Origin of the sequence: Pseudescherichia sp. (assembly GCF_031998825.1) — a bacterium.
GTDB lineage: Bacteria > Pseudomonadota > Gammaproteobacteria > Enterobacterales > Enterobacteriaceae > Pseudescherichia.
Map to the genome: position 1 here is coordinate 6,931 of NZ_DAMACX010000036.1, position 11,574 is coordinate 18,504.

The window sequence follows — 11,574 nt, forward strand, 5'->3', positions numbered from 1 at the left end:
GGCAAATATCGTCATCAGATAGGCAGCAAACAGCGCCAGGTGCGCCGCGCCGTTTAACACGTTGGTGCGTCCGGTAGAGAACGAGATCTGGCACAGCAGCAGCGAGGCCAGCATCACAATCATCTCCGGCCCGCCGAGGGCAAAGACCAGGTCGTTGCCGGTCGCCCAGGCAATCAGCGTTACCACCGGCACCGTCAGGGAGATAGTCGCCAGCACCGAGCCAAAGAAGAGGTTCATCGCACGCTGCACCTGGTTATTCAGCACCGCTCTCAGTGCACCCAGTCCCTCAGGAGAGAGGATCAGCAGCGCCACCAAGAAGCCGGTAAAGGCCACCGGGGCATTCATCTCCGTCAGCAGCGCCTCCAGCGGATTGGCGTTCATCTTCGTTACCGCAATTACCGCCACCAGATGGACAATCAGCCACACCGCATGCCAGAGGCTGCTATGCGCCGACGGCTTGCCGTGGTGCGGATCGCTGTCGTCTCCCTCATCTTCATGTTCATAAACAAACAGGCTCTGGTGAGTTTTGGTCTGGATCAGCAGGAAGACGCCGTACATGGCCGCTGAAATCAGGGCAACCAGCAGCGCCTGGCCGGTGGAGAAGTTGGCCCCTGGCAATGCCATCGGGAAGACCAGTACAATCACCGCCAGCGGAAAGAGGGCGATAAGATACTGTTTGATACCGAACAGGTTCATATACTGGGTGGCAAACTTTTGCCCGCCCAGCAGCAGCGAGAAGCCTACCAGACCGCCGGTAACAATCATGATGATGGAGTAGAGGGTGTCGCGCATCAGCGTCGGGGCTGCGTCGCCGGTGGCCATCAGGGCCGAGATAAGGCTAACTTCAAGGATCACCACTGAGAGACTTAAAATCAGCGAGCCGAAGGGTTCTCCCAGTCGGTGCGCCAGCACGTCCGCATGACGGACTACGCTAAAGGCACTGCTCAAGATCCCCACCAGCGCCAGCAGGTTGATCCCGATTACGGCTGGCAGCGACTGGGTCGAACCCCAGAAGAAAAGCACTGCCAGCGCCAGTACCGGGAAAATGAGCGTGGTCTCCTTATGGCGGGTTTTCACCGCCTCGTGCGTCGCTGTCATCGTGGATCTCCATATTGTGCAGTTGCTGATGAGTATAGTTAAGATTTTTCAGGGGATTAAAATAGCAGAATGGCGGCAGCTTTAAGCTAATGTTTACCTTTTTTTACGGCATTGACCATTTTTTTATTCATGACGTCCAGATTACGATGCTTTGTTGAAAATTGGTTTAATAAACAGGTTATTGTACTCAAGGGGATAGAGATTTACTCAGATTGTGGCGAGGCGCGGCATTGTCATCCACACTTAAGGTTTGTTAACTAAAAGGAGATATCTCATGCCCTATAAAGCAAAAGGCGATCTGCCTGATAACGTCAAAAACGTCCTTCCTGCCCACGCTCAGGATATCTATAAAGAGGCGTTCAACAGCGCCTGGGACCAGTACAAAGATAAAGACGACCGTCGCGGAGATGACAGCCGGGAAGAGACTGCCCATAAGGTCGCCTGGGCGGCGGTGAAGCATGAGTACGAGAAGGGCGATGATGATAAATGGCACAAAAAGAAATAAGCCGCTGAAATAACAATCGTAAACACCAGCTACCTCTTTTTACGCTGCCGCATTCGTGCGGCATGGCGCGCCATAGGCTTGCAAGCGGCCCGCGAATTGCATATCGTCTGCACAGGCTGCGCTTTTATTCAGCAGCGAAATACACGGAACGCAATATAACGGTCGCATGGAAGCACGCAGTGGTGGAGGTAGAAGGTGTTAACACGCGACTTTTTAATACAGGCGGACTGCAAAACCGCCTTTGGCGATATTGAAGCGGCGCTGCTCTGGTCGGCGGAACAGCGCGCGGCGTCGCTGGCGGCTACCCTGGCCTGCCGGCCCGACGGGGGTCCGGTTTGGATCTTCGGCTATGGCTCGCTGATGTGGAACCCGGCGCTGGAGTTTAACGAATCCTGCACCGGCACGCTGGTAGGCTGGCATCGTGCCTTCTGCCTGCGTCTCACCGCCGGTCGCGGCACGGCCTGCCAGCCGGGACGGATGCTCGCCCTAAAAGAGGGCGGGCGCACCACCGGCGTCGCCTACCGCCTGCCCGACGAGACGCTGGAGCAGGAGCTGACCCTGCTGTGGAAACGGGAGATGATCACCGGCTGCTATCTGCCCACCTGGTGCAGGCTCGCCCTGGATGATGGCCGGACGGTAAACGCCCTGGTGTTCATTATGGATCCACGGCATGCGCTCTATGAGTCAGATACCCGTGCTCAGGTCATCGCGCCATTGATCGCGGCGGCCAGCGGCCCGCTGGGCACCAACGCGCAGTATCTCTTCTCGCTTGAACAGGAGCTGATCAAGCTCGGGATGCATGACGACTGCCTGAACGATTTAGTGGGCAAGGTGCGGGGACTGATAAGCGGAGAAGAGCCGGGCCAGTCGATGCAGCCCGGTTTCGCCTGAGAAGTGATTAGGCAGCCACGTAGCTGATGGAGTGCTCCAGCGACTGGCTGTGGCTGTCGATCAACACGTTCCAGGTCCCGCTGTAGGGTACGGTCAGGTACGCGCTATTACGATCCTGTACGCTCAGAATATCGGTCTGGGCGTTCGCCGTGTGGCTTTTCGCACTCATCAAATGGATATGGCAGCTCTCCGAACAGCGTACCACTACCGTATCCCCACCAAACAACGTCAAACTTGCTTTCACCAGCGCCATGCTATTTACCCCGTTAATGACTATAAAGCGCTCCCTGCCGGACAATCCTCGTGTGATTTTGTTCACACTTGCTTCCTGCATCACACCAAACGGGCGGGGCAACGATGCTGATTTTGATCAAAAAATGACGCAACGTTTAAACAAAAGTGACATTGTTCGTTAAAGCGACTTCCCGACGCGCTAAATCGTTTCAAAAACGCGCCGGGAAGGGATTAAATGCGGAAATGGCCTGCGGTCTCCGCCAGCTCTCCCGCCTGCGACTGGAGCGCTCCGGCAGCGGCAGCGGACTGTACCACCAGCTCGGCATTCTGCTGTACCATCCTATCGAGGTCGATCACCGCATGGTTGATCTCCTGAATGCCTTTCATCTGCTCGCTGGTGGCGACGGTGATTTCGCGCATGATGACCGAGACGCTGTCGATGCTGGAGACGATATCGGTCATGCTGTCGCCGGCCAGGCGTACGTAGCGCGACCCGGTGGCCACGCTCTCGGTGGTCGATTCAATCAGGGTTTTGATCTCTTTCGCCGCCTGGGCGCTGCGGCTGGCGAGGGTACGAACCTCACCGGCGACCACTGCGAAACCGCGTCCCTGTTCACCAGCGCGCGCGGCCTCAACGGCGGCGTTCAGCGCCAGGATGTTGGTCTGGAAAGCGATCCCGTCAATCACGCTGGTGATATCACCGATCTTGGCCGACGCCTCTTCAATGGCCTGCATGGTCGCCTGCGATACGACGCTGCCCCCGCGCGATGCCGCTTCAGAGGCGGTATGCGCCTGACTGTTCGCCTGGGCGGCGGAGTCGGTTGACTGGGCCACCGAGGCGGTGATCTGCTCTACGGCGCTGGCGGTTTCCCGCAGGCTGGAGGCCGCCTGCTCGGTGCGACCAGAGAGATCCTGGTTACCGGCAGCAATCTCCTGCGCCGCATGCTGCACTGAGGTGCTGGAGTCTCGCAGCTTCACCATCACCACCGCCAGCTTATCGCTGAAGACGTTAAAGGCGTGGGCAATCTGCGCCACCTCATCGTTGCCGCTCTCCGGCAGCCGCTGGGAGAGATCGTCCGTGCCGTTGCCAATGGCATGCATCGCATCGCGAATGACCACCAGGCGTTGTAGCATCGTCTTCACCAGCCAGAGCATTACCGCCACGCCAATCAGCACCAGCACGATCAGCGACAGGGCCGAGGCCTTCAGCAGGGCGCGCATGCCGCTGGTGGCATCGTGGGTATCCAGCGCGACGACCAGCAGCCAGCTGGTTCCTTTAACCGGTTTCGCAATCAGCGTCTTCTGCGCCCCGTCAAACTCGCCCTCTGTCGGGCTACCCGCCTGCAGTACGCTAAGATCCGCCCCGGAGATCGCCTCGCCGAACGGCTTCAGGGTTAAATCGGCATTGCTGGCGGCAATCACCGTTCCGTCACTGTTGATCAACAGGCCGCTGCTCTGCGGCGTGGGCTGAATAGTGCGCACGTTGGCTACCACGCTGTCCATCGCCACGTCGCCCGCGACGACCCCGCTCAGCGTGCCGTTCTCTTTCACCGGTATGGCAAAGGTTACCACCAGCTTGCCGGAGGCGGCGTCTACATAGGGGGCGGTGACGATCGGTGCGTCGGCCTTCACCGCCTGCTGATACCAGGGGCGGATCGTCGGATCGTAGTCGGCAGGGATGCCGTTGGAGTCGGAGAACTTCGCCGTTTTGCTGGCGTAGCCGACATAGACGTTAATAAAGCCACCCGCCTGGGCAATCTGGGCGAAGTTTGGCACCGGGTCCGCCGTCAGCGCAGCGCTTTGCAGCGAGGCGATCATCGTCATCTTGTTGTTAACCCAGTCGGCGATAGCGCCGCTGTGGCTGATGCTGGTGCTGGAGAGAATATCCCGCTGGGCCTGCTGATTGTCGTGGCGTGTCACCTGGTAGTTGATAACGGTGTTGATCAGTAAAGCGATAGCCAGACAGCTTGCGGTGGCTGCGGTAATGCGTGCGCGAATAGACCTGAACATAATAGTTATACCTGCTGTGTTGTGTAAAAGCCTATCGGCAACGCAGCAGGTAAACTTGATGTTCGACGAGAAAGTATAAGAAAAATATATTTAAGTTAGGGGATTATTAGAAAGTTAATACTTTATCTGCCGCCAGCGTCCACTGGGCCAGCTCAACAAGGGTACCAATCTCTACGCCATCGATAAGCGGCAGGTCGGTGATGCCGCGCCCGTCGGTGCAGGTTTTACACAGCTTCACCGCCACGTTTTGCACGGTCAGGATCTCCAGCATCTGCTGAATATTGTAGCCCTCAGCAGGCTTCTGCCCGCGCAGCCCGGCGGTGACCGCATCCGACATCAGGAACAGGCGCAGATCCAGCTCCTCGGCCTGCTCGCGCAGGGCAATCGCCAGGCGCAGGCTGTTAAACAGGGACTCGCTGCCGTAGGCCGCACCGTTGGCGACAATCACGATCTTTTGCATTTTCTCTTCCTTATTAACGCTACTGCCCGAAGCGGCCAATCAGGCCAGTGGCGGCCAGCGCTTTACCTTTTAGCTTCTCTAGCAGCGCTTCACGGGTCAGGCCAGGGGGAAGATCCGGTGCCTGGCTGGTGGCGATAAGCGTAAAGGCATAGTGATGCGCGCCGCTACCGGGCGGCGGGCAGGGGCCATGCCAGCGATCGGAGCCGGGGCTATTCTTGCCGCCGGTAAACATTTTGCCATCGCGCAGGGCGTTAGCCGGAAAACCGGTGGCGGACGGGGCAATATTGTACGCCACCAGATGCGTCACGCCGAGACCTTTTGCCCCCTCTGGATCGTGAACAATGAGGGCAAAGCTTTTCGTCTCTTCCGGCGGATTGCTCCAGATCAATGCCGGGGAGTGGTTTTCACCGGTGCAGTTAGGGTTATCCTTAGCGTTTCCAGCGAATTTTTTATCCAGCAGGCCGTTGTCGGCAAACGCCGGGGATTGCAGGATGAACAGCTCGCTGGCCTGCGAGGCCGCGCCGTAAAATATTATTGAACTCAATAGGATCCATCGCAACCTTTTGCTCATAGTTACCACTCGTCATACCTTGCAATAAATAGATGCATTAAGAGATAACTTAACTGTAGACCTGACGAGACGGTAACAGTTAAGGTTTTTCCTGAAAATTTGCGTAAGGCTGAAAAGAGTCGTAAAAATCGATAAAATAACGCTTTAATCGCTGCTCAGACCGGAGGGGCTACCGCTGAATTTACGCTCTAACGCTCTGTTGAAAACCCCGCTTCTTCTACTCTTGCTGCTGGCAGGAGGCATACACGATGCCTGTGCTATTGCACAGCCGCCGCCGCATAACCCCTTTGACAACGACAGCCTGCCGGACCTGGGGCTGACCTCCACCGGTGACGCCCGGGTTAAAAGCGTGGCCGAAATGGCGAAAGCCTTTGGCGAAGCCAGCCAGACCGACAACGGCCTCACCGCCGGGCAGCAGGCGCGTCAGTTCGCCTTTGGTCAGATCCGCGATGCCGTCAGCGAGGACGTCAATGAGCAGCTGGAGTCGTGGCTCTCCCCTTGGGGTAACGCCAGCGTTAACGTGCTGGTAAACGATGAGGGGCGCTTCACCGGCAGTCAGGGAAGCTGGTTTATCCCCTGGCAGGATAACAACCGCTATCTGAGCTGGAGCCAGCTGGGACTCACCCAGCGGGACGAGGGGCTGGTGAGCAATGCCGGTATTGGCCAACGCTGGGTCGCCGGGCACTGGCTGCTGGGCTACAATACCTTCTACGATAACCTGCTGGATGAGAATCTGCAGCGCGCCGGGCTGGGCGCAGAGGCCTGGGGCGAGTACCTGCGCCTCTCCGCCAACTACTATCAGCCGCTCTCCGGCTGGGACTACTCCGGTGCGGCAGTTCAGCAGCGGCTGGCGCGCGGCTATGACGTCACTGCCCAGGCGCGGCTGCCGTTCTATGAGCATATCAATACCAGCCTGAGCCTGGAGCAGTACTTTGGTGACAATGTCGATCTCTTCGACTCCGGCTCGGGCTACCACAATCCTGTGGCGGTCAACGTTGGCGTCAACTATACCCCCGTGCCGCTGGTGACGGTGACCGCCCAGCATAAGCAGGGGGAGAGCGGAGAGACGCAGAATAACCTTGGCCTCAATCTGAACTACCGCTTCGGCGTGCCGCTTAAAAAACAGCTTACCGCCAGCGAGGTTGCGGAGAGCCGCTCCCTGCGCGGCAGCCGCTATGACAGCCCGGCGCGCAATAACCTGCCGGTGATAGAGTATCGCCAGCGAAAGACCCTGTCGGTCTTTCTGGCTACGCCGCCGTGGGATCTCAAGCCGGGTGAAACGGTACAGATGGTGGTGCAGGTGCGCAGCCGCTACGGTATCCGCTCTGTCGCCTGGCAGGGAGACACTCAGGCCCTAAGCCTGACTCCGCCGGTTAACGCCAATAGCAGCGAAGGCTGGAGCATTATCATGCCCGCCTGGGATAGCCGGGAGGGAGCCAACAATACGTGGCGTCTGTCGGTCACGGTGGAGGATGAGCAGGGGCAGCGCGTCTCCTCCAATGAGATCGCGCTCACGCTGGCCGAGCCGCTGGTGAGTACGCAGAACACCGCTCCGCGCTGGCCGCAGCTGCCGGAGGGGTGATCAGAAAATACGCTCCTGGTGCACCCAGACCGCGGCTTCCACGCGGGATTTGAGCTTCATCTTCTTCAGCATATGCTTAACGTGCACCTTCACCGTGCTCTCGGTGATATCCAGACGGCGGGCAATCATCTTGTTGGGCAGGCCCTGGGCAATCAGCTTCAGGATATCGCGCTCGCGCGGCGTCAGCTGGGTTACGTCCCGGTCGGAGGTGGCGCGGTTGGCGCGCAGGCTGGCGGCCAGCACCGGCGTCAGCGCTTCGCTCAGCACCATCTCACCCGCTGCCGCCTGCTGTAACGCCTTCAGCAGATCCTCTGGCTCCATATCCTTCAGCAGGTAGCCGTCTGCGCCGCGCTTGAGAGCGGTGACCACGTCCTCTTCATGATTGGAGACGCTGAAGACCACCACCCGCCCAGAGAGCGCCTTCTCCCGCAGCTTGTCCAGCGTCTCGAGGCCGTTCATGCCGGGCATATTTAAATCGAGCAGGATCAGATCGGGATCCAGCGTCTCTGCCAGCTCGATACCCTGCTCCCCATTGCTGGCTTCGCCGATCACGCGGATATCGCTGGCCATGCTGATAAGCTGCCTGACGCCGGTGCGCAGCATCGGATGATCGTCAATCAGCAGAATGGTGGCGGGGTCCTGATTATTCATGTTTATCTCCTTGTACGGATGAGAGAAGCTTTTCGGGTATAAATGTCACCACCACCTCGGTGCCGCCGGACTCTCGCCGCCGGACCCGACAATCTCCGCGCAGGCTCTGGGCGCGATCGCGCATGATAATTAAGCCATAGTGGTTGGTGCGTTCGGCGTTGTCCGGCACGCCGCAGCCGTTGTCGGTAATGCTCACCTTCACCTGCCGTCCCTGCTGAACCGCCGTAACGGTGACTTCACTTGCACCGGAGTGTTTCAGGGCATTGCTCAGCGCTTCGCGGGCAATCTGCAACAGGTGGATGGCCTGATGGGAGGGCACAAAGCGCGGCGGCAGCTGGTAGTCCAGCCTGACCGGGAAGCCAAAGTGAACGCTATACTCCTGGCAGCTCGCCTCCAGCGCCGGACGCAGGCCCGGCTCGTTGAGCTGCAGGCGGAAGGTGGTCAGCAGCTCGCGCAGCTGGGCCCAGGAGGTATTCAGCTCGTTGCGGATCTGCCCCAGCAGCTGCTGGCTGGAGTCGGGCAGGCTCGCACCCTGCATCTGTAGACAGCTGACCTGCATCTTCATACAGGAGAGGGACTGGGCGATAGAGTCATGCAGCTCCCGGGCAATGGTGGCGCGCTCCTCCATCACCATCAGCTGCTGCTGGCGCTCCTGATGTCGATCCAGCGCCAGCGTGGCGGTAAGCTGCTCCACCAGAGTATCCACCAGCTGCTGCTGATCGTGGCTCAGGTGCCGTCCGGCCGGCAGGGTCGCCAGCAGCAGACCGTACTGCATATGATTATCCGCCAGCCGCCACTTCAGGGTTGTGCCGCTGCCGCCCGTGGGCAGGATACCGCGCGGGCAGAGGTGGCAGCCGATATCATCGCAGGTCATGTCCGGCTGACAGGTAAACTCCTGGCGGTTCTCCTCATCTTCCACATCGTAGACGCGCAGCTCGATATCGTGCAGCAGGGTGAGATTTTGCAGGCCGTTAAGCACCGGCGAGAGGCGCTCGCACAGCGGAACCTGCATGTGCAGGCGGCGGTTGGCCTGCCAGAGGAAAGAGAGGATCTCGTTCTTTTGCTCCAGCCCGGCGGTCTTCTCCTTTACCCGCTGCTCCAGCACCGCATAGCTCTGGGCCAGCTCGCTGGACATGTTGTTAAGCGCCGTACCGAGCTTTGCCATCTCGTTACGCCCGCTGATATGCGCCCGCTGGGTAAAGTCCCGGTGGCTCACGGCCTGGGCCATGCTCAGCAGCTGCCGCCAGGGCTGAAGCAGCCGCGCCCGCAGCCAGATCACGGTAAAGACCAGCAGCAGGGCCATAAACACTGCCATACCACGCTGGAGGAGCAGAACGCGATCGATCCGCTGCTCGGTGCGGCGATCGAAGCTGCTCACCAGACGATCGATGCGATTCACAAAGGTGGCAATCTCGCCCGATACCGCCGCTGCGTCCTGAGCCTGCACCAGGCCAGGCGCAAGATTGCGCTGCCAGTAACGCTGTAGCGCCTGCAGCTGAGGCAGCTGACCATCACGCAGCGCAGCCTGGGTCAGCTCCGGGCTAAAGGCCGTGCGGGTCATCTCATCGATCAGCGGCTGGTCGGCATCCGTGAGCGGCATGGCGGCCAGCAGGCGATAGCTTTGCATTCGCAGCGATCCCGCCTTGTTAATGGCGTGGGCGCTGCCCTGTACGCCCTGCACCAGCCAGCCAGAGATAGCCATCCCGGTTACGCCAATGGCGGTAGAGAGCAGAACGATCAGCGCCAGTTGGTTAACCAGCGTTAGCGGTGAAAAGAGGCGTTTTAGCATAAACGGCATGACTCCTGACCCGGCAAGTCACCGGGAGTGGGGCTATTTTCGGCTATACCCTGGAGTATACCCATACCCCAAAAGAGTTACTCCTTTATTGTCGACCCAGACGCGGGCTGGAGAGTGACAACGCGTAAACGCGTCACCGGCGTGAAAAACCACAGCTTTTCTGCGAGTTTCAGCTGCTCATTTAGGGGTAGAGCGGTTTTAGCGTCGCTGAAATGGCAACTTTTCCTTTGATTTATATCAACTTAAGCGCTGGCGTAAACCCTATGGTGGCAGGGGTTAAATCCCTTATCAGAGGTGTCTATGAGTCACTCTTCCTTACCTGAAAGGACCACCGGAGCCGTCATTACCGACTGGCGACCGGAGGATCCTGCTTTCTGGCAGCAGCGTGGCCAGGCCGTGGCAAGCCGCAATCTGTGGATCTCCGTGCCCTGTTTGCTGCTGGCGTTTTGCGTCTGGATGCTGTTCAGCGCCGTGGCGGTTAATCTTAATAAAGTTGGTTTTAATTTTACGACCGATCAGCTCTTTATGCTGACCGCGCTACCTTCCGTCTCCGGGGCGCTGCTGCGGGTGCCGTACTCGTTTATGGTGCCCATCTTTGGCGGTCGCCGCTGGACCGCGTTCAGTACCGGGATCATGATCGTTCCCTGCGTCTGGCTGGGCATTGCCGTCCAGGATACCAGTACGCCGTTTAGCACTTTTATCATCATCTCCCTGCTCTGTGGTTTTGCCGGGGCGAACTTCGCCTCCAGCATGGCTAACATCAGCTTCTTCTTTCCCAAGCAGAAGCAGGGTAGCGCCCTGGGGATCAACGGCGGGTTGGGTAACCTCGGGGTGAGCGTGATGCAGCTGCTGGCCCCGCTGGCGATCACCTTCTCGCTGTTTGCCTTTTTTGGCGCGACCGGCGTGCAGCAGGAAGATGGCTCCATGCTCTACCTGGAGAACGCCGCCTGGATCTGGGTGCCATTCCTGATTGTCTTTACCCTCGCGGCCTGGTTTGGCATGAACGAGCTGGCGACCTCTAAGGCCTCGCTGCGCTCGCAGCTGCCGGTGCTTAAGCGGGTGCATCTGTGGATCCTGGGCTTCCTCTACCTGGCCACCTTTGGCTCATTTATTGGTTTTTCGGCAGGCTTTGCGATGCTGTCCAAAACCCAGTTTCCTGAGGTCAACGTGCTGCACTTTGCCTTCTTCGGTCCGCTGGTGGGCGCGCTGGCTCGTTCGGCAGGTGGGGCGCTCTCTGACCGTCTCGGCGGCGTTCGCGTCACGCTGGTGAACTTTGTGGCGATGGCGATCTTCAGCGCGCTGTTGTTCCTGACCCTGCCATCGGCGGGCAGCGAGGGGAACTTTAGCGCCTTCTTCGCCGTCTTCCTGATGCTGTTTCTTACCGCCGGGCTGGGCAGCGGCTCCAGCTTCCAGATGATCTCGGTGATCTTCCGCAAGATGACCATGGAGCGGGTGAAAGCGCAGGGCGGCAGCGAGGAGCAGGCGCTGCGTGAGGCGGCGACCGATACGGCAGCGGCGCTTGGGTTCATCTCGGCCATCGGCGCGATCGGCGGCTTCTTTATCCCGAAAGCCTTTGGTACGTCGCTGGCGCTGACCGGCTCTCCGGCCGGGGCAATGAAAGTCTTCCTCGTGTTCTATATCGCCTGCGTGTTTATCACCTGGGCGGTCTACGGACGTAAAGCTAAAACAAAATAAAGCACTGTTGATTATCCTTGCGCGGCGCAATGCCGCGCTTTTTTATCTCTTAGGCAGAGATCTACTCCTTAATACCTCC

General features: G+C 59.0%; 11 protein-coding genes. 4 read left to right on the plus strand and 7 right to left on the minus strand.

Annotated features, from left to right (window positions below; all coding sequences use genetic code 11):
• A partial coding sequence (chaA, locus tag RTP97_RS15635) for a sodium-potassium/proton antiporter ChaA (RefSeq protein WP_312415291.1) occupies nt 1-1,098 on the minus strand: 1,098 nt, incomplete at its 3' end.
• Between the two features lie 274 nt (nt 1,099-1,372).
• On the opposite strand from chaA, the gene chaB reads away from it, so the two are divergent.
• Nucleotides 1,373-1,603: a putative cation transport regulator ChaB gene (gene chaB / locus RTP97_RS15640; RefSeq protein ID WP_042396109.1), complete on the plus strand. Its 231-nt coding sequence runs from the start codon at nt 1,373-1,375 to the stop codon at nt 1,601-1,603.
• A gap of 195 nt (nt 1,604-1,798) precedes the next feature.
• The gene (locus tag RTP97_RS15645) at nt 1,799-2,494 is read left to right on the plus strand and encodes a gamma-glutamylcyclotransferase (RefSeq protein ID WP_312209455.1); all 696 of its coding nucleotides are present in this window, start codon (nt 1,799-1,801) and stop codon (nt 2,492-2,494) included.
• A gap of 7 nt (nt 2,495-2,501) precedes the next feature.
• Here RTP97_RS15645 and RTP97_RS15650 read toward each other — a convergent pair whose 3' ends face one another.
• The 4 genes from RTP97_RS15650 to RTP97_RS15665 form a co-directional block, all read right to left on the minus strand.
• Nucleotides 2,502-2,747 carry a DUF1883 domain-containing protein gene (locus RTP97_RS15650; RefSeq protein ID WP_312210108.1) on the minus strand — a complete coding sequence of 82 codons (246 nt, stop codon included), beginning with the start codon at nt 2,745-2,747 and terminating at the stop codon, nt 2,502-2,504.
• A 212-nt stretch (nt 2,748-2,959) separates the two neighbouring features.
• Nucleotides 2,960-4,738: a methyl-accepting chemotaxis protein gene (locus RTP97_RS15655; protein WP_312415294.1), complete on the minus strand. Its 1,779-nt coding sequence runs from the start codon at nt 4,736-4,738 to the stop codon at nt 2,960-2,962.
• A gap of 106 nt (nt 4,739-4,844) precedes the next feature.
• Nucleotides 4,845-5,198 (minus strand): DsrE/DsrF/TusD sulfur relay family protein, encoded by a 354-nt coding sequence (locus RTP97_RS15660; RefSeq protein WP_103819989.1) that lies wholly within the window; start codon nt 5,196-5,198, stop codon nt 4,845-4,847.
• 19 nt (nt 5,199-5,217) lie between these two features.
• Nucleotides 5,218-5,769 (minus strand): YbhB/YbcL family Raf kinase inhibitor-like protein, encoded by a 552-nt coding sequence (locus tag RTP97_RS15665; protein WP_312415297.1) that lies wholly within the window; start codon nt 5,767-5,769, stop codon nt 5,218-5,220.
• 199 nt (nt 5,770-5,968) lie between these two features.
• Here RTP97_RS15665 and RTP97_RS15670 point away from each other — a divergent pair, with 199 nt between their 5' ends.
• On the plus strand, nt 5,969-7,351 hold the full coding sequence (locus tag RTP97_RS15670; RefSeq protein ID WP_409455954.1) for a YchO/YchP family invasin: 1,383 nt from the start codon (nt 5,969-5,971) through the stop codon (nt 7,349-7,351).
• Here RTP97_RS15670 and narL read toward each other — a convergent pair whose 3' ends face one another.
• Together narL and narX are read right to left on the minus strand one after the other, a co-directional pair.
• The gene (narL, locus tag RTP97_RS15675) at nt 7,352-8,002 is read right to left on the minus strand and encodes a two-component system response regulator NarL (RefSeq protein WP_312209463.1); all 651 of its coding nucleotides are present in this window, start codon (nt 8,000-8,002) and stop codon (nt 7,352-7,354) included.
• Nucleotides 7,995-9,791: a nitrate/nitrite two-component system sensor histidine kinase NarX gene (narX, locus tag RTP97_RS15680; RefSeq protein ID WP_312415300.1), complete on the minus strand. Its 1,797-nt coding sequence runs from the start codon at nt 9,789-9,791 to the stop codon at nt 7,995-7,997. The genes narL and narX overlap by 8 nt, the downstream gene beginning before the upstream one ends.
• Before the next feature lie 309 nt (nt 9,792-10,100).
• Between narX and RTP97_RS15685 the strand changes: the two genes are divergently transcribed.
• Nucleotides 10,101-11,495, plus strand: coding sequence for a NarK family nitrate/nitrite MFS transporter (locus RTP97_RS15685; protein WP_312415302.1), 1,395 nt, complete (start codon nt 10,101-10,103; stop codon nt 11,493-11,495).
• Nucleotides 11,496-11,574: the final 79 nt, after the last annotated feature.

Excerpts from the sequence above, each read along its gene's own strand:
- chaB (WP_042396109.1), top strand. The coding sequence starts at position 1,373 with ATGCCCTATAAAGCAAAAGGCGATCTGCCTGATAACGTCAAAAACGTC.
- RTP97_RS15685 (WP_312415302.1), top strand. The coding sequence starts at position 10,101 with ATGAGTCACTCTTCCTTACCTGAAAGGACCACCGGAGCCGTCATTACC.
- RTP97_RS15650 (WP_312210108.1), bottom strand. The coding sequence starts at position 2,747 with ATGGCGCTGGTGAAAGCAAGTTTGACGTTGTTTGGTGGGGATACGGTA.
- narL (WP_312209463.1), bottom strand. The coding sequence starts at position 8,002 with ATGAATAATCAGGACCCCGCCACCATTCTGCTGATTGACGATCATCCG.
- RTP97_RS15660 (WP_103819989.1), bottom strand. The coding sequence starts at position 5,198 with ATGCAAAAGATCGTGATTGTCGCCAACGGTGCGGCCTACGGCAGCGAG.
- RTP97_RS15665 (WP_312415297.1), bottom strand. The coding sequence starts at position 5,769 with ATGAGCAAAAGGTTGCGATGGATCCTATTGAGTTCAATAATATTTTAC.
- RTP97_RS15655 (WP_312415294.1), bottom strand. The coding sequence starts at position 4,738 with ATGTTCAGGTCTATTCGCGCACGCATTACCGCAGCCACCGCAAGCTGT.
- narX (WP_312415300.1), bottom strand. The coding sequence starts at position 9,791 with ATGCTAAAACGCCTCTTTTCACCGCTAACGCTGGTTAACCAACTGGCG.